Source organism: Pseudomonas sp. NPDC088368, assembly GCF_044753445.1.
GTDB lineage: Bacteria > Pseudomonadota > Gammaproteobacteria > Pseudomonadales > Pseudomonadaceae > Aquipseudomonas > Aquipseudomonas bambusae.
Window position 1 is genome coordinate 72,272 of the sequence record NZ_JBIVNG010000002.1, and the last position, 24,855, is coordinate 97,126.

18 protein-coding genes and 1 pseudogene are annotated in these 24,855 nt (G+C 51.5%); 3 read left to right on the top strand and 16 right to left on the bottom strand.

The window, feature by feature from the left end; genetic code table 11:
* The first annotated feature begins 62 nt into the window (after positions 1-62).
* Complete coding sequence (locus ACIQAL_RS03765) at positions 63-833, top strand: TIR domain-containing protein (RefSeq protein ID WP_401142582.1); 771 nt, start codon at positions 63-65, stop codon at positions 831-833.
* Positions 834-847: 14 nt separating this feature from the next.
* Here the strand turns inward: ACIQAL_RS03765 and ACIQAL_RS03770 are convergent, their stop codons facing one another.
* Genes ACIQAL_RS03770 through ACIQAL_RS03780 form a run of 3 tightly spaced genes read right to left on the bottom strand, consistent with a single transcriptional unit; the run spans position 848 to position 2,549 of the window.
* A complete protein-coding gene (locus ACIQAL_RS03770) occupies positions 848-1,360 on the bottom strand; it encodes a hypothetical protein (protein WP_401142585.1) in 513 nt (170 codons plus the stop codon).
* A 9-nt stretch (positions 1,361-1,369) separates the two neighbouring features.
* The gene (locus ACIQAL_RS03775) at positions 1,370-1,702 is read right to left on the bottom strand and encodes an STAS-like domain-containing protein (protein ID WP_400595723.1); all 333 of its coding nucleotides are present in this window, start codon (positions 1,700-1,702) and stop codon (positions 1,370-1,372) included.
* The gene (locus tag ACIQAL_RS03780) at positions 1,692-2,549 is read right to left on the bottom strand and encodes a hypothetical protein (protein ID WP_401142588.1); all 858 of its coding nucleotides are present in this window, start codon (positions 2,547-2,549) and stop codon (positions 1,692-1,694) included. Before ACIQAL_RS03780 ends, ACIQAL_RS03775 begins: the two co-directional genes overlap by 11 nt.
* 656 nt (positions 2,550-3,205) lie before the next feature.
* On the opposite strand from ACIQAL_RS03780, the gene ACIQAL_RS03785 reads away from it, so the two are divergent.
* Positions 3,206-4,972, top strand: coding sequence for an ATP-binding protein (locus ACIQAL_RS03785; RefSeq protein ID WP_401142590.1), 1,767 nt, complete (start codon positions 3,206-3,208; stop codon positions 4,970-4,972).
* Between the two features lie 122 nt (positions 4,973-5,094).
* On the opposite strand, the gene ACIQAL_RS03790 is transcribed toward ACIQAL_RS03785, so the two are convergent.
* The 13 genes and pseudogenes from ACIQAL_RS03790 to ACIQAL_RS03850 all read right to left on the bottom strand — a co-directional run bounded on the left by ACIQAL_RS03790 (position 5,095) and on the right by ACIQAL_RS03850 (position 23,214).
* Entirely contained in the window at positions 5,095-6,354 is a 1,260-nt protein-coding gene (locus tag ACIQAL_RS03790) for a DUF4427 domain-containing protein (protein WP_401142592.1), read from the bottom strand.
* A gap of 2,197 nt (positions 6,355-8,551) precedes the next feature.
* A complete protein-coding gene (locus ACIQAL_RS03795; RefSeq protein WP_401142595.1) occupies positions 8,552-9,976 on the bottom strand; it encodes a tyrosine-type recombinase/integrase in 1,425 nt (474 codons plus the stop codon).
* Complete coding sequence (locus tag ACIQAL_RS03800) at positions 9,973-10,491, bottom strand: hypothetical protein (protein ID WP_401142598.1); 519 nt, start codon at positions 10,489-10,491, stop codon at positions 9,973-9,975. Before ACIQAL_RS03800 ends, ACIQAL_RS03795 begins: the two co-directional genes overlap by 4 nt.
* Before the next feature lie 2 nt (positions 10,492-10,493).
* Positions 10,494-12,764, bottom strand: coding sequence for a hypothetical protein (locus ACIQAL_RS03805; protein ID WP_401142600.1), 2,271 nt, complete (start codon positions 12,762-12,764; stop codon positions 10,494-10,496).
* Complete coding sequence (locus tag ACIQAL_RS03810; protein WP_401142603.1) at positions 12,757-14,901, bottom strand: hypothetical protein; 2,145 nt, start codon at positions 14,899-14,901, stop codon at positions 12,757-12,759. The genes ACIQAL_RS03805 and ACIQAL_RS03810 overlap by 8 nt, the downstream gene beginning before the upstream one ends.
* A gap of 538 nt (positions 14,902-15,439) precedes the next feature.
* A pseudogene (locus tag ACIQAL_RS03815) lies at positions 15,440-17,713 on the bottom strand (transporter substrate-binding domain-containing protein); the annotation flags it as partial.
* 62 nt (positions 17,714-17,775) lie between these two features.
* Positions 17,776-18,399 carry a response regulator gene (locus tag ACIQAL_RS03820; RefSeq protein WP_401142606.1) on the bottom strand — a complete coding sequence of 208 codons (624 nt, stop codon included), beginning with the start codon at positions 18,397-18,399 and terminating at the stop codon, positions 17,776-17,778.
* A gap of 384 nt (positions 18,400-18,783) precedes the next feature.
* Positions 18,784-19,182, bottom strand: a complete 399-nt coding sequence (locus ACIQAL_RS03825; protein ID WP_401142608.1) for a response regulator — start codon at positions 19,180-19,182, stop codon at positions 18,784-18,786.
* A 284-nt stretch (positions 19,183-19,466) separates the two neighbouring features.
* Positions 19,467-20,801 carry a deoxyguanosinetriphosphate triphosphohydrolase gene (locus ACIQAL_RS03830; protein ID WP_166595292.1) on the bottom strand — a complete coding sequence of 445 codons (1,335 nt, stop codon included), beginning with the start codon at positions 20,799-20,801 and terminating at the stop codon, positions 19,467-19,469.
* 84 nt (positions 20,802-20,885) lie between these two features.
* Positions 20,886-22,049 (bottom strand): EAL domain-containing protein, encoded by a 1,164-nt coding sequence (locus ACIQAL_RS03835; protein ID WP_401142611.1) that lies wholly within the window; start codon positions 22,047-22,049, stop codon positions 20,886-20,888.
* 120 nt (positions 22,050-22,169) lie between these two features.
* Positions 22,170-22,511: a hypothetical protein gene (locus ACIQAL_RS03840; protein WP_401142614.1), complete on the bottom strand. Its 342-nt coding sequence runs from the start codon at positions 22,509-22,511 to the stop codon at positions 22,170-22,172.
* Complete coding sequence (locus ACIQAL_RS03845) at positions 22,508-22,894, bottom strand: phage holin family protein (protein WP_401142616.1); 387 nt, start codon at positions 22,892-22,894, stop codon at positions 22,508-22,510. Before ACIQAL_RS03845 ends, ACIQAL_RS03840 begins: the two co-directional genes overlap by 4 nt.
* A 5-nt stretch (positions 22,895-22,899) precedes the next feature.
* On the bottom strand, positions 22,900-23,214 hold the full coding sequence (locus ACIQAL_RS03850) for a YqjD family protein (protein ID WP_166595296.1): 315 nt from the start codon (positions 23,212-23,214) through the stop codon (positions 22,900-22,902).
* A 357-nt stretch (positions 23,215-23,571) separates the two neighbouring features.
* Here ACIQAL_RS03850 and ACIQAL_RS03855 point away from each other — a divergent pair, with 357 nt between their 5' ends.
* The gene (locus ACIQAL_RS03855) at positions 23,572-24,780 is read left to right on the top strand and encodes an ammonium transporter (protein WP_401142619.1); all 1,209 of its coding nucleotides are present in this window, start codon (positions 23,572-23,574) and stop codon (positions 24,778-24,780) included.
* Positions 24,781-24,855 lie beyond the last annotated feature (75 nt).

Here is a 24,855-nt window from a genome sequence, read left to right on the forward strand (position 1 = left end):
CCATTATGAATGGCATTGAGTTCATGCACAGTTAGTCCAGCTACGAATCAGGAGCACTAACGGTGGAGAGTCAAACTCAAATATTGTTGTTTCCCGATTTGGAAGCCGCTTGCTCCTCAGAATCAGACCCGGGGCTCGGTGATCTCGTTGTGATCGAGACTCCAGTGATTGCTGGGGACTTTCTCATGCAAGGCGACACGTACGTCACCATCGAGTGTGATAAGGCTTCCATAGAACTCCCGTCGCCGCTATCTGGTCGCGTGCTCAAAATGTTCGTAAAAATCGGTGACAAGGTGACACGTCAATCACCGATCATGGAAATCGAAGTACTGAAAAACGTTATCCGCGATGACCTTGGAGCGGGTAAGCAATCCCAGATCAGTCGAAGCCCAAGTACGGTATTCCTGGCTCACGGCCACGATGAAGCCATCCGAGAGATGTCAGCTCGATTGCTTGAGAGGCTCGGCTTGGAAGTGATCATTCTCCATGAGCAAGCTAGTGGCAGCGACACTGTGATCGAGAAGCTGGAGCGATATGCCAACGTCCATTTCGCCGTAGTGCTCATGACAGCTGACGACATAGGCGGAAAGAAGAATTCAACAGACAACGCGCTGGTTGATCGAGCCAGGCAGAACGTGGTCCTTGAACTCGGATATTTCATGGGAAAAATAGGCCGCAGGCGGGTATGCGTTCTCTACGAAAAAGGAGTGGAGCTTCCTTCGGACTACTACGGGGTCGTTTACATTGAGCTAGACAATTTTGGAGCCTGGCGCTATTCGCTCGCCAAGGAGCTGAAAGGCGCTGGTCTTGAGGTTGATCTCAACAAGCTCTAAGTAGATGGCGCTTATCAGCTTCGAGGCTCGAAGATTGGCCGAAATCTTTCACCGATATATTCATTTAGACGAACATGAAGCTTTGTAATGTAGCCATCAATTAAAATCATGGATTTGGTATCTCCAATTTCTGAATATGCTCCGTCAGACAAGGCATCTCGTAATTTGCCAAGTAGACTCACGAAATCAGCTCTGAAAGATTCCACATCAGCATCAAAAAACCACATCCTGGCGCATCGTCGTACAAGCAATAGCATGGCCGACTCTAACAAGTCGCAACGCATGCTGCACATCAACTCGTAGGTCATATTCTTTTTATTCAATGCAGACTTGACGGTTTGTTCCTCCACAGAGGAAGATGATGAAATATCCAAAAAATAGGAATGAGTAGCTTCAGAGATTTCTTTGAGATAATCCTGCATCAGCGTAGTCTGATGATGGGCCTCATTCCTCACACTAGCAGATGTCGTTGACATGATGGCCGTAATTATAGCCGTCACGCTGACGATGAGTGCAAGAAAATCCATATTCTAAAATTAGTCCCTTAACAGATGGTTTTCGGCTTCTAGGATGTATTTTTTTACGTTATTTTTGACACTTTCAAATTTATAGATAATCGGCACGCGTACCGCAAGGTCGGCTGCATTCAAGTAACGTTTACGAATTATTCCGCCAAACACTTCTTCAAGAAATGAGGGGGTAGTCCCAAGAGTTCCATTGAAATCAACATTAACTATTGTGTATTCCTCAAGCGCCGGAATCAGATAGTTGTCACGGAAATCTGCACCATTTTTAGGGCCGTCGAGTTCGTTTCGACCTATTGGCATGTCTGTGTAATCAGCTACCATTAGTGTACATTCAGGCTTCATCTGTTTCACCGCCGTTGCTCAGAGCAATATTCCACTGCACCAATGTTCCTGGGAAGCTGGCTGCTAAATCAGACCATTCTTCCGTGTTATTTCTAGAGCCAAACCTGTACATGCCTTTACCGGACATAATCCTCAATGCGCCGTCAGGATTGATTTCAACAAGTTTTTTCATTGTTGGAAGGCCGTTGCCACGGCCTTGCACCTTGTAGCGAGAGTTTCCGTACTCCAATGCGGTATTGATGTCCTGATTGTCCGGGCTTTTCCCTGTTAAAAAGCTAACGAGATCTTGTTTTACCGCGCTATACCAACCTTTACGTCGAGTGCTTGCAGGTATGCCCACACCTACATCATATACAGCCATAAATAACTGCCCATCGATGTGCCTTAATGCAATCCACCATTTCTTTAAAGTTACGGCCCCGCTAAGTGTGCGGTAGTGGGGCTGGAGATCTTCAGCATACGCATGTTGCCAAACGTTAGTGAATGATTCTGAGATGGCCCCGAAAGCTGCGTCACCTGCTTCTTCTAAAATCTCTGTGGCCTGAAATTGAGCAATAGAGTTTTTCGCATACGTAATGGCGTCACGGAGGGGCTGTTTTTTGTCACTCTGATTCTGTTCGTACGAAATAGAGCAAATTCGAATAGTGCTCTCTTGAGGTTTGAAGTCTTCTCCAAATAAAGCCCAAACTCCTAGCTCTGATAAACTTGCGTTGATGCGTTCATCAGAAGGCTTAATCCAAAGCAATTTCGAGACAACTCTGCTCTCCAGCATTATTTCCAGATGAGCATAGAGGACTACGATTGCAGCGATCTTTATGGTCTTTAGATTTCGGAAATCTAGAGTCAACTTGGATCGTGCGGGAACTGAAGCTAGCTGCCTTAAGATGACGTAAAGACGGTCTCGCCCCTCAGTCGGAAAGAGGTTCAGTTCTTCTGGGATTACCACGGTGTGTCGCCCGAGGATGGCTGGGGTCGCGTAGAGATCAGGGCGGTACGATGGTCGACTCAGGCTAGCCATGGCGCGTTTATGAGAATTTCTTTCTCGAATACCGTTAGATTTCCTTCGCTTTTTCAAACAATCTGTTTCCATTCTGTGCTAGCACACCGATCAGCGCTGGGTCTCACGAAGAATGAAAGTCGCACGGTGATCGCTAAAGAATAGCGTCATCGCACGCGCTTGCACACTGCTGGGGCTAGGCTTTTCAACGGTAATTTCGTGCCACAGGCGCGGACGTGACCAGACCTAGCGATTTGGGTGAAATCTCCGAACATGTTCGAACCTACGCGTGGCATTGATTTTCTCGGAGCATGACCAGAATGAGTGCCCTAAGTGTCGGCTTGCGTGTTAGCTGGCGAGAGATACAACGATTTACGCTGTCTGGTTCGACGCCGGTCTAATCGTTACCATGCATCGCCCATGGCCTCTATTTGGCCATCATCAGCCCATGCCCTTCATGCGCTGAATCGAGCCCCAAAATCAATAATCTCCAGATGGAAGTGGCGATGCAACACGCGAAATTTCAGGTCGATCCCAGACTGGCGACCTTGCTTGGCCAAGATTACTCAACCACCGAGAAAGCCCTTAAGGAGCTGATCGATAACGCTTGGGATGCTGATGCCGAACTCGTTCAAGTGACCTTGCCCGAGCCTCTGACCGATGCACCAATAGTCGTTCAGGACAACGGAAACGGTATGACGCGCCAAGAGCTTGAGTTTCACTACCTCAAGATTGCATCAGATCGACGAGCGAGGACAGGCGAGCGTACGGCCAAGAAGCGCCGGGTTATCAAAGGTAAGAAGGGCATCGGCAAATTTGCTGGCCTGATGTGCGCCTCGACGATGGCCGTCACCACGAAGGTCCGCGGAGAGCAAATTTCCTTCTCTCTAGACGTCGAAGATCTCAAGACTGCCTCGGGCATTGAGCACCTGGAACTGCCGTTAAGTATCGGTACTTGTGCGTCGGATGACCACGGTACATCGGTGACACTCATGCACCTGCGGCAAGGGCTTCGGTATCCGAGTGCAGATAGACTCCGTCAAGAGCTAATCATGGAGTACGGTCGGCAGCGGGACTTCACCATCGTCATCAACGGTAAAGAGCTAGACATTGATGATCTGGAGGGAGATTTCACCGAGATCCCCACAACGCTGCCCAATGCTGGAAAAGTGGTGCTCCGATTCACTATCAGCAACAAAAGGAGCGGATTGCGGCGGCCAGGGCTCAGCTTGATAGTGGATGGCAAGGCCGTCGGTAAGCCTGGATATTTCGGGCTGGAACAAAGCGATGAAGTGCCAGCTCGTTTGCTAAAGAAGCTCTACGGTGACGTAGAAGCGGACGGGATCATGGAATACGTCACTGCTGGTTGGGACTCAGTGATTGAGAACAGCGAGTCGTACACTGAGATCATCGCGTTCGTCCAGCAACACCTCCTGGAAGCTTTCCGTGCAACGCACGGGATGGAGATGCGACTCGCCCACGCCAGGTTGAAAAAGGCTGTGGAGGGGAGGCTGCAAAAACTACCTGAACACAAGCGAGAGTTCGCGGATCGGGCGATCAAGAAGGTGCTGAAAAAGTATTACGATGAGCCCGCTCACAAAGTCCAAGCCCTTGCCTACGTCGTCCTAGAAGCGGTAGAGCGCAGCGAATATCGACTGATCATGGAACATTTGGCAGAGGCGCAGCGTGGTGACGTTAGCAACCTCGCAGAAGCGCTGGAGAGATTCGGTCTCGCTGATATGGCCGTACTGGTCGATCAAGCAAAAGCACGGCTTCAATACTTGGATGATCTTGAGCAGTTGATTCGCGACAAGTCATGCCTAGAGATCACCGTCCACAAGGCCATTGAGTTTAATCTCTGGATATTCGGAGCGGCTTTTACCATTTTCAGCTCCAACATCACGCTCAAGCGCCAGGTCGAGCAGTTGCTGAAAAAGCAGTACGAAGGTCGCGAACCCTCAAACAGGCCGGATCTGCTCCTGAATGAAAGCCTGACTGGGGATCTGCTGCTCATTGAGTTCAAGCGACCATCGCATGGGCTCAAGTACAATGACTACCAACAAGCCACGAGATATCGGCATCACTTGGGTGAATACACCGCGAAGTCGATCAACGTTCTGGTCATCGGCGGGAAGGTGGACGATTTCCCAACCAAAGATAAAGAGCCGAACGTCAACCATCTCCTGTTCACCGACATCATTTCCACCGCACGCCGCCAAATCGAATGGCAGCTTCAACGAACGCCAGAGTTTCAACGAAGCTTATCGCTGTAGCCAAATGCACTGCATGGCTGACTCCACCACGTTGGTGGGGTCGTGGCCATTGATATTGGGCGCTACGTCTGGGGCAGCCAAGCAGTTTCGGCCGACCGAGTCTGATACCTAGAAATTGGTGACTATTCGAAATCATCTTCATCCTCATAATCGTCGCCAGTCGCATCGCCTGTTGTGAAGTTGAAGCACATTCTGGTACTCCTCAGATCGACATCGAAATACACGTCGGGGCCTTCAATGTCTACGAAATCGGCGGAGGTGAAATATGATGCCTCGATCTGGAAGGTCTGCTTAACGAGTGCCGCCAGCTCGGTAATCATTTCTTCCTTCTGCTCCAAATCCCGAACGCCGGTAAACATGTTGCGAAACAGGTAGAACCCTGCTTGAGGTATGCGCACCCGATAGGTCTTCATCAGTGCCCTTGTGAGGGGATGGTGATTGTCGAGCAGCCATAGCCAAGAGGTTCCCCCCCTTGTACCGGTCGCGCGAGGCGGATGACGATCTTGGACGGTCTGTACAAGGGCATTGAAAGATGCGGTCATGTCCACGGCAATTTCATCATTTACGTCTGCCAACGCAGCCAAGTCGACGCGGTGCTTTGAGACCAGCGATGTGAATGCAACTGAGTCATTCACGTCGAAATTTGATGGGATTTGGTCCAACGGCAGAACAAACGCAAAATGATCGAGGTCCGCTTCATTGCGTTTGATCAAATCTCTATCGACCATCGTGAGGAGATCACGGCAGATCCAATCTGCTTCCGTATGGGTTCGCACAACGACGCCAATGCCTTTCAGCGCTTTTTTATCGAGTGGCAGGCCAGGCATCATTGACGGTTCAGGGAACTGGGCATCTTCATCGAATGCACGAAGCGCACTGCGGCTTGCTTTACACGGCAAGAACCACCCACCAGGCGTAGTAGATGCTTCCGGAGCCGTGGGTGGATCACGTTGCGCTACGTACAACTTTCCTGAGTCATTGTCCTCGTTAGGGGACTCCTCTTGATTGTCCGAATCATAATCGCCCCAGGTAGGGTGGTAAGCCGCGCCAAGCCGCATCGCTCCTTTACGGGGCAGCAGCAAGCAGTACTCAAATCCAGCGGTGCCGAGAGCATTGGAAGGAAGAGGGGATAACTGAGGCTCGGAAAGGTACACGCCCAAATCATAGAGTACATTGCTGCTGGACCATTCGCCGAGGTCGGCCCATATGGCTTTTTCGCGAATGGCCATACGAAGGCAAAAAAATGCCGGAGCATAGTCATAGTCGGAATCTGTGTAGTTGCCCAAAGTCAGCCGGTACGGCCAGAGATGGTTCTGTCTATTGGTTTCTGTGATATCTTGAAATGAGCAGGCTAAAAAGTCGCTGATCCGCATTTGTTTCATTTCAATACTCTCGCCTCGTCGGTAGAAATAGAAAAAGATGCTAATTACTGGAGTCGCTCGCGCAGCAGTTCGCAATTCAGATCCTAAAGCTGATCAGGAGCTAGGTAGTCGAAAGTGCCGCTCTGCAATCACCATAGTTGCGGAATGTAAAAACATGCCAATAGATTTGATCGATCATGTACGTATTACGCCAGGTGAAAAATCTATGCTAGGCGAATTTCAAAAGAAACAAAGAAAGCCAACGTGAGGGCGATAGCTTGCCGGTTGAAAAAAATAGAAAGAAATATCTAGAGGGTAATCATAGTCGATTTAGAGAAATTGCAAATAGCGTAAATATGTACAGAATAAAAACCATTATAAAACATAGGATTGTGATTGCATGACAAGATTTTATTAGGTGTTAATTAATATTGAATTTGTTGAATTGATGTCAATAACATTTATTTTGCTAAGTCGCCCTTGCGCGGAACTGACTCCTGAGCTAGTCCTTAGTCTTTGTCTGCTGATCGGATGGAGTCCAACAATCCAAGCGGCAGATTTCTTAATTCTGAGCTGTGCAGGTGAGTTATAACTACCACAAGACGGAGCTATCTGAGATTTAGCGCAGAAAAATCCTAGAAGCGCTTCGCAAAAATTGGAAGCCTACACCGGTGATCAAAGGTCCGACACAACTGGACCGTATATATAAACCGTTGCCTCAGTCTTATGGAGGAGGACGATCCCAACGATGATATCGAGCACCCATAGCGCGGTAGCTGGGGCGGTGGCAAACGCAGGATAACCAACGTACGGGTGGAATATGAAAAAGCAAAAACGGAAATTGACATCTGAAGATCATCTGCGAATCACAAGGGCTTGGAGATCAATCAAAGGCGATGCAAGCTTTATGCATCTTCCAGCGCTGACGGGGCGCAGATCCATCGAATTGATGTATTTGTACACGTAGTCCTATGTTGCCCCCTGAGATCTGGGAGAAAGCACGCCGAAATGATGGCGTAGGACGTTTTAGCTACGCGATTTGATGCTGGAGCTATTGGAAGCGCCCTGACGCTCAGGGCACTCCATCCTAGGGAAGGAAGCGCCTCACCTTCACGTCGGCGTGTAATTAGCAGCTTTACTCAGCTAGCACAGGACTTTCCTGCGTAATTCAATCGCAGGGGAGATTGGAGACTGTTCCGATTCGACTAGACGTGGTAAAGGATGAAGAAGGGGCGAGGCGTCCCCTAGATCAGTGTTTTGCGTTCCCGCATCAATCAGCGGGATGGTCAGCCGAACCGTCCAGGAGCTACCTGGCGGGCGTCGAATGCAACGAGCGACCAACCGCATAAACAGCCACTGCTTGGGATCTTGACAGGCTTGGAGAAGCAACCCTCAGGGGCGTGGGATGGAGCTGTGTGTGCCTTTTTATCGCAGAGCGGGTGATGCGCGAGGAGGGCTCACCGATCTCAAAGCTCGATTAACCTTAGTGGTAGAGCCTATCAGGCGGATGAGTCGATGACTCCGAGGGTCGTCATCGAACTCACCTGGGAGTCGGAGATCGATAAAGTAATGGAAGTCCTGATTGAGTCTCCGGTGGCTTCTGAAGATCAGCCTTCATTGGAGATTGCGCAGAATCGGAGTGCTCGCTCCTTGAGCGGTCAAACAAATGTGGGGCGACAAGGTGGATATTGAATGGCTGAACTGTCGTCCCTTGCCCCGTAGATCTAGGTCGATCAGTATCGAGTGCCTGAGTAAACCCCGTCGCTCCGTAAGACCATTGAGGGGGGCTTCGCAAGGACGCCTACCCGCGTCCCTTCTGGTGCAGCGTCTAGCGCGCGTACACGGCGTCCTATGATCAGGCCGTCACATTCGTGACCGAGTACTGAAGTTAGCCGATCAGCATCATCACGCGCAGCATGCAGACTTTGAAGGAACATCCAATTGGCACCTCTAAGGCCGTCTGATGGTGTGGCCGATACACCGTGGCCCGGTGTTGGCCAATGACGCGGATTTAATCAATGAAACTGCGGCAGCGGAACGGAGGATTTCCGCGAGTATCATTAATGCACGTAACCCTGTACCGTAAACCGAGCGATAGCTGTGGGTTGAACATCGGCGCGTGTGGTGGATGTTCCCAAAAAAACATGTCACACCGTAGGCTCAGCGGCCTGATAGGAAAGTACACGGTAAGACTCTGTGTTTGATGGTGATATCGGTCCTAATCAGCTATGTAATCGCCCAAATCGCGCTTGGTTGCTAGTATGAGGGTCTTCAAATAACTGTGAAACTCGCTAACGGTCATTGTTTGAAAATTTGTGTAGAGTTTCTCCAGAACTTCAGGTAGGCAGCGTAGGGCTTCTTCACGAAGAATATTTCGCTCCGAAAGTGAAGTCTTCGAAATTTCATCATCAACTTGCTGGAGATAATGGCGAAGCGAAGTTATGCGCTTGTGGCCTGACTCTTGGGCTAGCTTAAGCAAAATAACGTGCGCTTTGTGTTCGGACGTTAGCCCTGTCGACTTTGCACCGAGGTCGATTAATAGGTCATGGGTGACCTTGCGCGTTTGAATGAAACGATGGCGGAGTTGATGGGCATGAGCCTTTTCTTCTAATTTCGCAATTTTTCTAAGATTTATGAAAATATTTGTGATGTAGTTCGTTGATAATGGCTTGCCAGTTCGTTCGGATACAAAAAGATATCCATGGTCAAGTTGCGAGCTTGATCTTGAGGGGGGCGCATTTGAGGTATGGCGCTTTTGCTTTCCTAGTTTTTGTTTGATGATTCGGCGTCGAGACATGTCTATATGGTCTTTTGCTTTTTCAAGAATAGTGCTTGTGGCGGCGACCTCTCTGAATTCAAGTTGACCATGCTTGAGCGTTCGAAGTCGTAAGCTGTTAGGCGCTTCTTCATCCGTCAATGCGTCAAGAATGTCTACGACTTTGATCGGGACCGTTTCGCCCCTGCGAGGGCCAGTTGCATTCATCAGGTCTATCATCAAATCATTACGCTGGGCCAGAAAGGGAGAAAATTGTGTCGTCGCCTGCTTCAACGCGGCGAGTGCCTCATCTCCCATCGCAACTCCGTGGCCACCACTTTTGGATAATGGAAGGTTTTCGCATTCCCACCCATTTGAAATAAACAGGTCTGGGTGTTCTGTGCTTGGACTGCGGCCCGCACGCACAGCCCTGATAATACCATTTTTTCCTACATAGTTCTGCAAACCAACCAGCTCACCTATGTAAAACAGAAAATCAAGGCTCTTGAAGATGATTTTCCGTTTGTGCTCATCACCCTTATCATCTTCAATGCCCACTTGAACATTGAGTGAGGCGATAAATTGCTGAAACAAACTGTCAGTGAACATCGCGAACGACAAATTGTTATTATGTGCAAATTTAATTAGATGGCTAAGCAGAGAAGCATATGCTCGAATTGTACCACCCCTGTTGGTGACTGATTTTCCTCGTACATACTCTTCTAGAACATACATGTTTGCTAGATAACAGATGGTTCCATCAGGAAATCTAATGATGGGTAGTCCGCCTGCGTCTCTCATTGAGACACTACCGTCTGGAAATACCACGTTGGGAAGTTGAAAATCGTCTGAGAGAGAAGTAACGATAGTTTCAGGGCTGTGGCTCATTTTGTCGTCCAGAAATCTGAAATATCTAGAACACGCATTAATGAATACAACTCATCAAGGTCTTTTTCGAATGCTAGTTTGATCTGATTGGGAGGAAGGTCAGATATGCGCTTGTATTTCTCCATCGTTTTTCGTTGAAGGTATGTGAGACGCATGATGTGTGCTTCCAGAGATCTTATGTTGTGTTTAAGCTCATCTACTTTAGACTTAAGCGATCTGACCGTGTCAGTGCGTTCCTTTGGCGGTATTTTTTCGGTTAAAACAGCAGCGGCTTTTATACGGTTATGTTCCATAGCTTTAAAACCGCCTGGAACTACTGCATTTGTGGCTTGCTTGAACGTGTTAAGATGGCACCCAGTTATGTCTAGTGAGACATCGGAATATAGAGAGAATTTTGATTGTGTTGTAAGCGCATTGCGCAACTCAACCGCATCAAGGTAATCGCCAGGTCGATTGATAATGTCGATGAGTAATTCAAACTTCTTGGTAGCGGAATGTAAGTTTGTAGATTTCATGGCTATATTTCAAGTTCATGTACGGTTAAGACTAGCGTGAAGCGGTGAATGATTTCTCCTTTCTCGTTTTTTATATCAAAAAATTTGGGCTGAAATTCAATTTCACCGCTTTTTAGGTAGTCCAGTATGTCATGTTCTACTGTTTCTCCGCGAAGATACTCTTCAAAAGTAGGCTCCAGCGAAATGAAATTTTCTTCGGATAAGTATTTCAAGTCATCTGTTAGGTCAGATGATGTTCTGACGAATACTTGTTTTGTCTCGTAATCGTCCCGAAGTTTCTCTACAAGCTTTTCTAATTGCTCAACTTGGGGTGCATCTTCATTCGCTACGGCCTTGCGCAATACGTTGGCTTTTGCTTCATTCATTGCTCGGCCGCCAGTTACTTCAGTTACATATCGATAGAAGCTATGCAAGTCTGTATGACCTAGCATCCAGCATATCGCCCAGAGCTTTTCAGGAGACGCAGCATAGAAAAACAACATAGCGAAGAATCGACGCAATTGATGAGGGCGAATATAATATCTGCGGGTGACCTTGTCAGGGCCTACGATTGTGGGGAATTCGAAGTAGTCAGCAGCCAGTGCCATGTAGTTGTACAATCCGGCTTTAGATAACGACTGGGATTTTCCCGACAAACGACTAATGCCAACCAGCAGTTTTGGTGAGGGATTAACTAGGTTAAGCTTTTCCAATTTCCGATTGAATGTCTTTAGCTTGTATATCGCCTTCGCTAGTACGCGGGGAATAGGTCGCTGCAAAACTTGGCGTTTAGCCGCTGCACCAGTTTTTGCTCCGTGAAATCGCAGTTTGTACTGAATTGCCTGATGTTTAGCTAGCTGAGGATTATCCCTCGGCACGAGACACCACTTTGATTCGAGGTTCAATAGCTCTATGCTTCGGCGTGCTACTAGTCCGCAGGTGCATATGCCAATAGCGCCCAGAAGGATTTGATAAAGCTCGCAAAGACTTACGCCCCGTCTCATGTCGGCGTAAAATTCCACTTCGCTGCGTTCCAATGACCATCTTGCAGGCAATACGCCAGCTTTAAAAGTATGCCGGATGTGCTGATACCTTAAATATATCCCTTCAGTACTACTTTTGGTTTCTTGGTAAGTCTTGAGAGTGTGAAGCATCATGTCTAGGATATTGTCAGTTTCATTAATTACGAATTCAACGCATTTTCTCAGAGCAACGCTTATGACATCGATCGGAACAGTCTTGTAACGACCCTCAGGCTTGACTCTGCCTCTCGCTACTACGCCTGGCACTGTAAGCGCAAAGATTGCTTTGCGGTCGATATAGAAATCTTCATCCTCAAAGATCGTCATCTTGCGCAGCGTTCCTATATAAGACTTTAAGTTCCTTATAGACAGGCCTTCACTGTATCCTGAACGGACCTCAACCGACTCGAATTCAGTGCGATAGGATTCAATACCCATATCCAGATCAGTGATTCGTCTGGGGATTTGTGAAGCGCCTTGTAGAGTATTTTGATAAAGATCTGCAAGTAACCGCGGGGTTTTGAACGTCAAGGCGCCGTGTTGCCGATAATACCACCCTCTTTTCCAAAACAAAAACCGTCCTCGGATAAGCTCATCATCTGTTAGGTGGAGCTGTCTTAATTCATCCGGTGGTAGTTCGCTCAATTCAGGCATTGTGTGCAAGACATTTTGAAAATCTTCTTCGTCAATAGAAGCAATATTTTCTTTTATGTAGTTTTCAGTCTTCGACGTAAGTTTATAGATGCCTTCGCTCACGGGAAGGTCTGAAACAGTTGTCAAAAAATATTTGAAATCGTTATCAGACATCAACAGCATTCCCAGCTCCAAGATGTGAAGACGTTCGGAGTTCAGGATCAGCCAATCCAATGCGTATAACACGATAGCTAGCTGTGAGTGAGCATAGGATGGCTTGAATTCTGATCCATTGTACCGAGGGTGAATCTGTATTGCGATCGTATGTTTGATGAAACTGAGCAGCTTTCTGTGCTTGCGGTGTGTAAGATATTTCCCATCGTGGAGTCGAATATTGAAGTCGATAGTTCGCTCATAGAACCCTCCATTCCCATCATCAATTTTCTGATACCAAATGTTTTGAGAGTAGGCGGTGGAATCGGAAAACCAGTATGGTTCGAAAACGGAAGAGCCTACTGTTAAGGTCGAGAATACTCTGTCGCGAATGTCGTCGGTCGTAGTCCAATTCGACTCGGTTTCAAGCAACTCAAGCAGCTCTTTGGCTTCTTCCTGAGAAAGGTTGGAAAGTGTATTATGCACTCTGACTGCCATATATAAGCCCTCGCAAACGGTTTGATAATTCTAATGAGTGCTCTGTGGAGCGAAGCAAATAAATGGCTCCCTGTGAGCAAATTCCGGACATTTTTCCTTCATTCGCTAGACTTTTAGCAGTCACGACCAGGCATGCAACTCGATACCACTGAAGTATTACTTCAGGTATGATTTTGCTAAGAGTGATAGCCTCTTTAACCAGTTCGTAGATCGAGAGCAATATCAAGAGCTTTGATCGGTTTAGAGCTATGTAGATTTTATCGCTTTTACGTATGTCGCTGCTGACTGACTCGATGGTGGCGGGATTTCCATCCATATGGAAATCATAATCTGGTCTAATATTTTTAAGGAACGCGTCTAACTCTTGCTGACTATTGAAATCTACGCTTTGCAGAAGATGAGGACTGTCCTTCATGATGTCGTATAAAATTGCGTTCTGGAATTGTCTTAGCCACCGGTCTAGTAGGAAATGCCGAATTTGCAATGGGATATATGTATAAATCAGTTTGCTGCTATGCTTCGAATGTCCCGCAGCTTTAGCAAACTCCTCGCGGCTGAGAGTGTCTAAGTACCGAATGACCAGTTGGTCTGCACGCATTCGTTTTATAGTCAAGCTTTTAGTTTCAATAGGGCGATTTTTGCTTTTTCGTAACTTTTCTAGTTTAAGTAATTCATTTCTGAACTGATGTTGCTCAGTTAATTGTCGAATGCTTGGGATGGCATTCATCCGGGTTGGATAAGTCATTCCTTTATCAGAGGTGAACAACAAGCAGCGCCAATCATCTGATCCTTGGTCTCGAAGATAACTTCGAGCATCTTTGGTAAGCATAATGATCCGCTTAAAAATGCGCACCGATTGCTTATCTAGCGTGATGATTTGCTCTTTATTTGCACGCTTTTTTCGGCTCTTTGCTTTATACGTTTTGCCGGACTGCGTAAATCCAGTCATCTGCCCTTTTTTATTATAAAGCTTTAGATCGATCAACCAGCTTGGTGTTATCTGCGGGTTAAGAATGGCTAGATGATAGATTAAGGGCAATAACGTGTCGGCTCGAAGGGTGTATATTGACTTAAGTAGTGTTTCCGACCCGTATTTGGATGAAAAGATTATGTCTTGTGATTCATAAGGAGCAGAATTCCAGGTGGCGCAAAGGTCCGCCATGTTATAGTAGGGTCTGATTTTCTGGTCACTAATGCTTGTTAGTGGTTTCCCATTCTTGGCGAGTTTTTTTGCCGAATAATATCTGCGAAGTTCGTGATAAGTGGATTGTCTACAAGCTTTGATAATGTCATTCTTGTTTTCAACTAACGTTTGGCGAAGTTTTGCTAATGCTTCATCATCTTTGATTTGAAGCGGGATAGGTGTAAATGTGTTATCATATTTTTTACGAGATTCATAAATTGACGTCGAGAAATGTGGTGCGAAAATCGCGTATGCAGGTTCGGCAGCAAAATAAGAATTGCAAAAAACCTTTTCGAATATAGTTGCGGTTTTTTTCCAGGTTTGGTAGTAGGTCTCTATGTCGTTGTCGAGTGCTATTGTTCTTAACAACCCGTGGCTAAAACATTTTTCCGCAAAGTCGTTAACTTTTGGTGGCTGATGCAGCATTTTTAATTGGAGCGGTGTTTTAAATTCCCGACATAGTTGTTTGATAATGGCGCGAATGCATGCTGTATATCCTGTTCCGGAAAAATGTGAATATTTGCTCAGTTTCGTATTTATCTGCGTTACAAGAATTTCAGCATGGTTTCTTCCAAACTGGATATAAAAACGAGAGAGATCTATAAATACCCTTGTCTTTCCTTTGGTGTTTAAAAACCAACCTTCATAATACTTTCTTTTATCTTGGTCCTTTGCGCATAGTGCGTAGTGACTGATCGATTCTGCTGTGCGCAAACCCGATTTAGCCTTCCTCACCTGTGAACTTTCGAGCTTGAAACCAAAGCTGAGCGACATTATCCTCAAGATTTCACTGTACTTTGATGCAGCAACGCGCTTTGAGATATCTGTTTCTGATAGTAAAAAACCTTCGAAACCGGATAGTTTTATTTCGGCAGCGCTTTGAGATTGCATATCTTCGATGGAGAGATGCCGTCCCGTAATATCGCAAAAGGCACTGACCATGCTAATCAACCTAGGCCAGTTTCTACTCACGCCGGCTCGCCGCTTTGTGCTTGCTTGGAGAATAGCTACCGCCTCACCGTCAATCGCGGCTAGCGGGAATTGCGTGATGAACTTAGTCGCTATCATGGATATGTTAGAATCATTGGATTATTTATGTAATCCGACTGTGGCAGTCCCGTCAATAGCCTTTAAAAATATTTCCGATTACCTTGTTTTTGGCAAGTTAGTTGCACTGGTGTGTTCGTTTTCAATAGTTTTGATATTATTATTAATTTCTTTATTTGTAAGCTGTTATTTTGTATTGCTGAACGGTTTTTAAGTTGCTGATGAATAAGGGTTCGCTGTTTTGTATTTATAACAGTCATCTGGGATTTAATTTTTTGTCGCGGTAGGACAGTTTTTTTACGGAAATAATTTAGCTGTAAGCTTCGCGATGAATTTGACGATCGTCAATTTTTTGAAAGGGGTCTTGAAACGCTAATGCTCCGAATTAGCGGGTAATTAGGTCGTTTTGACGACCGTCGTAAATGGGGAAATGTGCAATGTCGAGAATGTCGCCGATCAGCTCCAGCAGGTCCTTGGCGGAGCTGTACGCCACTTCAATGGCAGGACGGTCGAGCTGACCCTGGTCCGCGCGTTTGAGGGCCAGTTCGAGCATGCCAATGACAGCGTTCATCGGTGTCCGGATTTCATGGCTCATGGTCGCCAAAAAAGTACTCTTGGCGCGGTTCGCGTCGTCGGCCTGTTGTTTGGCGGTCTGCAGTTCCTCGATCAACTGGCGGCGTTCGCTGATGTCGATCCAGCCGCCGATAATCCCTTGTACCTTGCCGAGGGAATCCCGGAACGGAAGAATCCAGTGGTAGATGGTTAATGAGCGATCACCGATGTGCAGAGAACGGTCGAGGATCAGCGGCGTGTCGTTCTGCATGACCTGTTGATAGTCGGCAACGTACTGCCGGGCTTCCTGGGCATCGCTCAGCACCCCGTCAAGGATGCTCTTGCCGATCACGTCTTCGCGGTTAGCCGAAAAGGCGGTCAGGTAGCTGTCGTTGCACAGTTGCAGCAACCCGGCACTGTCGCGCACATAGATGGGGTGGGGCGTGCCGTTAACCAGCGCGCTCATGAATTCGAACTGGTCACCTAGCGCACGTTCGGCACGTACGCGCTGCTTTATCTGACGACGCATCCAGGCGTTCCAGGCCAGCAAGCCGAGCAGCAACAGGCCCGCACCGATGACGATCTGGTAAATCAGCAGTTGATAGTCCTGCCAGGCGCCACCTCCTGAAGGGACGTATGTGCGCCAGCGGTTGTTGATCACCGCCAGGTCTTCCGGCGCAATGCTCGACAGCGCCTTGTCGATGATGCCGCTCAGTTCCGGGGCGTTGCGCGACGTTGCCATGGCGATGCGCGCCGGGTCACGGCCCACCGTCACCCGCATTTGCAAGGCATCGCTCAGCCCCCGCGATGAGATGAAATAATTGGCGCTGAACAACGACGTGACAGCCCCTTCCACGCGACCATGGGCCAGCATGTCGAGCGCCTGGGCGGGATTGTCGACTTCCACGGGATAAATGCGCGGGTACGCTTGCTGGAGGTATTCCATCACCGGGCTGCCGAGGGTGAGGGCAATGCGTTTGTCTTCCAGTTGATCGAGATTGGAAGGGCTGGACGTTTCCTTGCGGGTCACCAGCACAAAGGCGTTGTCCATGTAGGGGCGACTGAAGTTGAAGCGGTTTTCGCGTTCGTCGCTGGGCACCATGGCGCCGATAAGGTCGGCCTGCCCTTGGGTCAGCCGGTTCATCATGTCGCGCATGCTCGGCGCGTGACTGACCTCGAAACGCAGCCCGGTGCGCAGCTTGACGAGGTCCAGCAGGTCCGCCGTCACGCCGCGAAAGTTACCGTTGACGTCGAAGAAAGTCAGCGGTGCGTAAGCGTCGTTGATCACCACCCGAACCGTTGGATGCTGGGCGATCCAGCGTTCCTCGCGTTGGGTCAGTTGCAGTTTCTGGTCAGTGAGCAGCAGGTCGGCGCCTGCACCCCAGCGTTTGGAAATGGCGATGCGTTCCTCGATGGGAATGCCTTTGAGGACCAAATTGACGATCTCCAGAAGCGCTGTGTTGTCGCCTTTGACGGCAAAGCTGAACCCGTTGGGCTCGTGCTTGCCAAAGTTGGCCATCTGAACGTTGTTGAGGTAACCCTTGTTGATGACGTAGTGGGTTGAAATGGCGTCGCCCAGAAAGACGTCGGCCTGATTGAACGCGACCGCATTGATCGCGCTCTGGAATGACGGGAATGTCTGCAAGCTCGCCTTGGGGTAAAGCGCGCTGATTTCGTCCGGAGGCAGGTAGTGATAGACCATGCTCAGGCGCAGGCCATTGAGACCATCGGTCAGACTCCGGTTCTCGCCCGTACGCGTCACCAGTACCGGCTGGTCAACGGCGTACGGAGACGAAAGCTTGAGTTCGGACGCAGCGGCCTCGTAACCGTTGGCGCTGCCCAGCAGGTCGATTTCCCCGCTCAGCAGTGCGTCGATGGCCGCGTTCCTTGAGTCATAGCGCAGGACCCTGATGGGCAGGTCCAGTGCCCGCCCCAGAATACCCGTGTAGTCGGCGGTGAAGCCTTCGTAATCACGGCCGGTGAGGGTCATGTCGAAAGGGGGGTAGTCCGGAGCGGAAGTGCCCAGAACCAGCTCGCGCTTGTTGCGCACCCACTGCCACTGCGTCCGGTCCAGCGTCACATCCATGTGCGCCGGGTTGGCACGGCTGAGCAGGGTATAGCGTTCGGCCGCAGCCGATCCGGCATGAATACCCATGCTCAGGCACGCCAACACGCATGCTATCCAATAGTCCTTTAGCCCCTTAGACATCCTATCTCTCACACTAGCGAATTGCGTTTTGCCATCTCGATAAGTTCTACGAGCGTCTTGACTTTCAATTTTTGCATCAGACGGGTTTTATAAGTGCTCACCGTCTTGTTGCTGAGAAACATGCCTTTGGCGATTTCCTTGTTTGTCCGCCCCTGGGCAAATAGCTGAAGGACCATCAGTTCTCGGTCATTGACTATTTTGAAGCGCTCCAGTTCTTCGGGAATTCCGTCTGTCTGCAACCTTCCCAGCGCCTGACTTGGGAAATAATTGTAGCCAGAAAGTACCGCTTTCACCGAGCTGACAAGTTCGCTGAGGTCTTCTTGCTTGCATACATAGCCAGCGGCGCCGTTTTGCATGCAACGGATGGCGAACAAACTGGGTGCTTGTCCCGTCAACACCAGAATCTTTGCTGGCATGTTCATGGCGTTGAAGCGTGTCAGAACCTCAAGACCGTCGAGTTTGGGAATGCTGATGTCCAGAATGATCAGGTCCGGCATGCATTCGCGGACCATCTGCATGGCGTCCACCCCGTTGTCGGTCTCGCCGACGATCTCGTAATTCTCATTCTCAAGCAGCATCCGGATGGCGAGACGAATCACAGGATGATCATCGATGATAAAAACTGTTTTCATAATTCAATCCATAACGAGCAACGAAGAAAGCGCGCACCTTATCTCAGAAGCTAGAGGGTGCGCATGAGCTGAAAGGGCTCATGGCTGTATATAGGAAATGTCCTACAAAAAATGGCGTATTGCCGTACGTCACTACTCAAGCGGCACGAAAAAGTTTAAAAAAACGAGCGTTATAGTCGTCGAAAAAAAGTTATCAGGCGTATGGCGTTTATTGAAAATCGGAATGATCCTACATTGAAGTCAGGCACTGACTACATATTTAAACCACTCAAAAAGGTGATGCAGCAACGCGTACCCTCAAAATGGGGTATTCATTAACGACTGGGCAGCGTGATGTTATTAACTTGCCAGCGATGCAAGTGCCAATAAGATGCCGCGATAGCGTCAGCAGTCACCGGGAATGGAAGAAATAAGTCGGAACAGTTCCAGCGTGTTCAACGGTTTGATCAGGCAACCGAGTAATGGAATGCCGTTTCTGATGGCCTGAGTTTCGATATCCCGCAACTGTGACGGTTCCAGACCACTCAGCAAGACGGCCTCTCTTACCAGGCACCGTCGGCTTGCCCGTTCGATCAATTCGATGCCGCTCATGTCCGGCAGGCGTTGATCGCAGAGCAGGAGGTCATAAGGGATGTCGCTGCGCTCCATTGCCGCCAGCGCTTCGCTGGCGGTCAGGGCGGGGGTCACGCGGTAGAAGCCGTGGTTGTTGAGCAGGATCTGCAGCGCGATGAGCTGAAACGGATGATCCTCTACCAGCAAAATGCGAAGGGTGTGTCTGGACATCGTGGGTACCTGGCAGAGCGAGGGGGTTCGCACCGATGCGCAGCCCTGGCGCAATAGATGGGAACACACAGGATTGAGGCGCTTTGGCGGGCGAAGAAGCGGCGCCGCCAGCGTTTGAGGGCTGCCGGATTATTCGGTAGCGGTCTGAGGGCTGCGATAGGGTGTTTCCTGTTCGCGTGTAGGACGCTTCCGAAGATTCTGTTTTCTTTTCTGTTGAGCACGCAAAGAAAAGCCCGATCTCCAATAGGATTTCGGGCTGTGAACGCAGCGTCCGGTTCGTGGGATCAGTGGATCGGGTTCGAGCGTCCGGTCATTTCCCTCGCCATCTCGCTGGCGTAGCTGTCGGTCATGCCCGCGATAAAGTCGATGACCCTGAGGAACGAGGTGTGTAGCGACCAGTCGGGATCAGGCGCGTTGTTGCCCAGCAGGTCGAGGATGCGGCGGCTCTTGAATGACGGCGTGTGGCCACCGAACTGTTCCAGCGCGGCGCCGCAAAAAGCGTTCAGCAGGATTTCCAGCGTGGTGTAGGCGCCGATTTCGTGGAGGGTTTTGCGTTTGTCCTGAAAGATCTTCTTGCGGGCCATGTCCTTGGCGCTGAGTACGCAACGTTTGGCAGGGCCGTGCATGTGCTCGACCAGATCGCCTTGCAAGGTGCCTGCGAGCAGGGCGTCCTGCTGTTCGACGAAGGCACGGGCTGCGGCGTTGGTCAGGTGTTCGATCGCCTTGCCGCGCAGGATCGCCAGTTTGCGTCGGCGCGAGTCGTTGGGCCCCAGTTGGCGGTACGTCTCCGGCAGGTCATCACCCACCAGCCCCAGCAGCAGGGACTCGACTTCCGGGTAGCTCAGCAGCTCCATCTCAAGGCCGTCTTCAAGGTCGATGAGCGCGTAGCAGATGTCGTCGGCCGCTTCCATCAGGTAGACCAGCGGGTGCCGCGCCCAGCGTTGTTCTTCCAGTTGCGGCAGTCCGAGCTTATGGGCGATCTGTTCGAGGATCGGCAGTTCGCTCTGGTAACACCCGAATTTGTGTTTTTTGTAGCCCAGCGAGTCGGCGTGGCGGGCGGTCCACGGGTATTTGAGGTACGTGCCGAGGGTGGCGTAGGTCAGCCGCGTGCCGCCTTCGAACTGGTGGTATTCCAGTTGCGTCAACACGCGAAAGCCCTGAGCGTTGCCCTCGAAATTGAGGAAGTCATTGCGCTCGACGTCGGTCATCGCGTCAAGCCAGCCGCGGCCCGCTGCCTGTTTGAACCAGTTGCGGATGGCGTCTTCGCCGGAGTGGCCGAACGGCGGGTTGCCGATGTCGTGGGCCAGACAAGCGGATTGCACGACCATGCCCAAGTCGCTTGGCTCGCACCAGTCGGGCAGGGCGCCGCGCAGGGTTTCACCGACGCGCATGCCCAGCGAGCGGCCCACGCAGCTGACCTCCAGCGAATGGGTCAGGCGCGTGTGGATATGGTCGTTGCTGGTCACCGGATGGACTTGGGTCTTGCGTCCCAGTCGCCGGAACGCCCCGGAAAAAATGATGCGGTCATGGTCCTTGTGGAACGGGCTTCGCCCCAGTTCTTCAGGGCTGTGCAGGGTCTTGCCGAGGCGCTCGCGGGTGAGCAGGGTCTGCCAATCCAAGGCCGGTACTCCATCGAGTGATTACCGGGCTAGCTTCCCGGTTCGTCTGTCGGGCTGCAAGCAGAACATCATGGAGCCGATGAATCAAAAGCCGGCGGCGTCGACGTCAATCAGCAGTAAGCGCTGGCCGTTATTGAAGAACTGCCCGGCGGTCAGGCAATACTGATTGCTCGTGGCGTCGCGGTAGGTGTTGGAGAGGGTCAGACGGCGCTCATGCCAGCCCTCGGCGAGCAGGTGATAGAAGTATGGCCGCCACGACCAGTTGTGCCCCATGTAGCGGGTGTCGGCGATCCATGCGCCTTGGCGCCATTCGAGGTTGGGGGTGAGTTGCGTGCCGTGTCGGTCGCATTGGTAAAACCGCAGCAGCCAAGGGTATTCCTGCACGTCCGGCAGATGGCCCAGCGGCTCGTCGCCCTCGGCCCAGGCCTGCAAGCGCTGCATGAGCTGGCTGAGCTGTTTGCGCAGATTCATCCAGCGTTCGCGGTCCACCACCTTTTGCATGACGTAGCGGTCGCGCAATTCGGCGAAGCGCTCGACGAAGGCGTCGGCGGCGAAAAAGTTTTCTTCGGCCTGGGCGAACAGGAAGCCTTGAACGTAACGGGAGCCGCATTCCAGCGCGAAATGCAGTTCGGCTTCGGTTTCCACGCCTTCGGCGATGATCCAGCAACCCGTCTTCTCCGCCATCTGCGCCAGGGCCTTGACCACGTCGCTGCTGGGGCCGCCACGGGCCGCCGCCTGAAACAGACGCATGTCGAGTTTGAGGATGTCAGGTTGCAAGGCCAGCACCCGGTCCAACTGCGAATAGCCCGCGCCAAAGTCATCAATGGCGATGCGCGCGCCTGCTTCCCTGTAGCGCGCCACCACCTCGCTCAAGCGCTGGCCGTCGCCGCCCAACTCGGTGATCTCAAAAACGATGCGTTGTGCCGGGATACCGTGTTGCTGCAATTGTTTGAGGCTCGGCAGCGGCTGGCCGGGGCGCAGTCGGCTGATCCAGCGTGGGGAAATGTTGATGCTCAGAAACCAGTCATTCGGGACTTCATGCAACCGCCCCAGCGCGTTGTCGCGTATCAATCGGTCCAGGCGGCGGAGCTCGGCCGCAGGCCTTCTCGGGTCGGCGAACAACGGGCCTACGGACTGCAGGCGCCCGTCAGATTGACGCAGACGTCCCAGTGCTTCGATTCCTGCAATACGGCCGGTGGCGGTATCGATGAACGGCTGAAAACACGCTAGCGGTTGCCCATCGATCACATGGCGTCCTCAATGATTATTGGCTTTATGGTCAGGCGTAGGCGCGCCTTTGCCCCGTGAAAAAACACGAGGCAAAAGCGCAGACAGGATTTGTTGCAAGAATGCAGCCAAATGGTCAGCTCAGGGGCGACGCCCCGAGGTTTGGAGGATGAGACGAATGATTGGCATCACACTGGCGCTGAGTTTGATCAACCGCGTGACGCTGCCGGTGCGTTTGCTGCGGGCGCCTTTGCCGGTCAGGAAGCCCAGCAGCGAAACGATGCCGACACCCCATAGCGGCGCGTGTTTGATACCAAGGGAGCCGGGCAGGTCGTGGGCCATGCCGCGCATGCGGTGGAGGGGGCGTAGCAACTGTGCGGATTCGTGGCGGATTTCCTGGCGATGCATTTCCATGCGCAGGCGGATCAGGGCTTTGCGCAGTTCCCGACGGTTATGAGTCTGGGGCGAATCGGGATTGCTCATGGCATCAGTCGCTCGCGGTCATTGGCCAGTTCTTCCAGGGTCGAGTGGAAGGGCGAGGATTCATCGAAGATCGCGGACCGCAGACGCATCGCACAGAACAGCGCAGCCAACGTATAGAAGACGCACAGCCCGATGATGCCGGTGAGTCGATAGCTGTCCCACACCAGAATCAGCAGCAACGCCGAGAGCCCGATGAGCAACAACAGCGCGAACACCAGCGCCAGACCCGCGAACAGCAGAAGGCTCACGGTGCGCGCTTTCTGCTCCTGCAATTCAATGCCGAACAGCTCGACATGGCTGTGAAGCAAGCCGAGAAAGGCCGCTCCCAGTCGACGAGGCGAAGACGTGTTATCGGTCTCGGATGGACCTGTTCCTAGGGTCATATCAGTCAGCGCCTTGTAGCCAGCAGACCCAGCAAGAAGCCGACGCCAGCGGCAATGCCCACGGATTGCCATGGATTGGCTTGCACGTATTCTTCGGTGGCGACAACGGCTTCCTGGCTGCGGTTGCGCAAGGCTTCTTCCGCCAGGGCCAAGGTTTCGCGGGCACGTACCAGGCTGTCGTTGATCTGATCACGCAGGACGTCAGCTTGCTCACCGGCCAACGACGCGGTGTGCGCTAGCAGCTTTTCGGTGTCGGCCACCAATGTCTGGAAATCTGCCATCAAAATGTCCTGGGCTTTCTCTGCGGTCGGGCGAGCCATGGGTGTTCTCCGTAGGGGTGGCAATATTGGCTTTCGAGTATGGCCTATTCGCGAAGGTTCATTCCAATTGCCCTGCATTGTGATCTCTTTGGCTGGTACAGGTTTTGCTTTGTGTTGGTGCGCCAGGGAGGCAGCGCGCTCCATCGCGGAGCGCGGAAGTCGGTGAATGCGCCGACACGTTGATCCAAAACCATAAAACCGAGAAAAACCCTTAAGCGTTCAATTTTCCTGTCGATAAGCGTGCGCCAAACCGGTTCGCGCAGCGGCGTTCGTGCGCCAGATTGGTGCCGTTTGCCGAGTGCGATGGAAACGTTGTACCGCTTTGGTGCTTTTCATCACTTGCAGGCCTGCCTCTCGATGGAAAATGTGCAAAGTGCGGTGGACACCCTGATCCACAGCTCTAATACCCTGTTCATTCTGATCGGCGCGGTCATGGTTCTCGCCATGCACGCCGGTTTTGCCTTTCTGGAAGTCGGGACCGTCCGGCAAAAAAACCAGGTCAACGCGCTGTCCAAGATTCTCAGCGATTTTGCGGTCTCGACCCTGGCGTATTTCTTCGTGGGGTACTGGATTTCCTACGGCGTCAGCTTCCTGCAACCGGCGAATGTGCTAGCGACCGACCATGGCTACGGCCTGGTGAAATTCTTTTTCCTGCTGACTTTCGCGGCGGCCATCCCGGCGATCATTTCCGGCGGCATTGCCGAACGTGCGCGATTCGCCCCGCAATTGTGCGCGACGGTGTTGATCGTTGCGTTTGTTTACCCGTTCTTCGAAGGCATGGTGTGGAACGGCAACTTTGGCCTGCAGGCCTGGCTGTTGAAGTCCTTTGGGGCGAGCTTTCATGATTTCGCCGGCTCAGTGGTGGTGCACGCGATGGGAGGCTGGCTGGCGCTGGCAGCCGTGACCCTGCTCGGCGCGCGCCACGGCAGGTATCGCGAGGGCAGGCTGGTGGCCTATCCGCCGTCGAGCATCCCGTTCCTGGCGCTGGGATCGTGGATTCTCATCGTCGGCTGGTTCGGCTTCAACGTCATGAGCGCCCAGACGCTGGACGGCGTGAGCGGTCTGGTGGCTGTCAATTCGCTGATGGCGATGGTCGGCGGTACAGTGGCGGCGTTGATCGTCGGCCGCAACGACCCCGGCTTTCTGCACAACGGCCCGCTGGCCGGGTTGGTCGCCGTGTGCGCGGGTTCCGACCTGATGCACCCGGTAGGCGCGCTGGTCACCGGCATCATCGCCGGTGCCTTGTTCGTCTGGTGCTTCACCGCCGCGCAAGTGAAGTGGAAGATCGACGACGTGCTGGGCGTGTGGCCGTTGCACGGTCTGTGCGGCGTATGGGGCGGGATCGCCTGTGGCATTTTCGGTCAGACGAGCTGGGGCGGTATCGGTGGCGTCAGCCTGATCAGCCAGTTGATCGGCAGCGCGCTGGGTGTGGCGATTGCCCTGGTGGGGGGCTTCCTGGTCTATGGCGTGATCAAACTGTGCCTGGGGCTGCGGCTCAGTCAGGAACAGGAGTACTACGGCGCCGACCTGTCCATCCACAAGATCGGGGCTGTCAGTCACGACTGAAGCGTGATACCCACCGTTGGCTATGCTTGTTCCCCAATGGGGCAGGCATGGCCAAAAGCGCCTGCCCCCGACATG

Coding starts and splice junctions, on each gene's coding strand:
- ACIQAL_RS03770 (WP_401142585.1), bottom strand. CDS start 1,360: ATGGATTTTCTTGCACTCATCGTCAGCGTGACGGCTATAATTACGGCC.
- ACIQAL_RS03785 (WP_401142590.1), top strand. CDS start 3,206: ATGCAACACGCGAAATTTCAGGTCGATCCCAGACTGGCGACCTTGCTT.
- ACIQAL_RS03825 (WP_401142608.1), bottom strand. CDS start 19,182: ATGTCCAGACACACCCTTCGCATTTTGCTGGTAGAGGATCATCCGTTT.
- ACIQAL_RS03840 (WP_401142614.1), bottom strand. CDS start 22,511: ATGAGCAATCCCGATTCGCCCCAGACTCATAACCGTCGGGAACTGCGC.
- ACIQAL_RS03845 (WP_401142616.1), bottom strand. CDS start 22,894: ATGACCCTAGGAACAGGTCCATCCGAGACCGATAACACGTCTTCGCCT.
- ACIQAL_RS03775 (WP_400595723.1), bottom strand. CDS start 1,702: ATGAAGCCTGAATGTACACTAATGGTAGCTGATTACACAGACATGCCA.
- ACIQAL_RS03795 (WP_401142595.1), bottom strand. CDS start 9,976: ATGAGCCACAGCCCTGAAACTATCGTTACTTCTCTCTCAGACGATTTT.
- ACIQAL_RS03810 (WP_401142603.1), bottom strand. CDS start 14,901: ATGGTCAGTGCCTTTTGCGATATTACGGGACGGCATCTCTCCATCGAA.
- ACIQAL_RS03855 (WP_401142619.1), top strand. CDS start 23,572: ATGGAAAATGTGCAAAGTGCGGTGGACACCCTGATCCACAGCTCTAAT.
- ACIQAL_RS03850 (WP_166595296.1), bottom strand. CDS start 23,214: ATGGCTCGCCCGACCGCAGAGAAAGCCCAGGACATTTTGATGGCAGAT.
- ACIQAL_RS03800 (WP_401142598.1), bottom strand. CDS start 10,491: ATGAAATCTACAAACTTACATTCCGCTACCAAGAAGTTTGAATTACTC.
- ACIQAL_RS03790 (WP_401142592.1), bottom strand. CDS start 6,354: ATGAAACAAATGCGGATCAGCGACTTTTTAGCCTGCTCATTTCAAGAT.
- ACIQAL_RS03820 (WP_401142606.1), bottom strand. CDS start 18,399: ATGAAAACAGTTTTTATCATCGATGATCATCCTGTGATTCGTCTCGCC.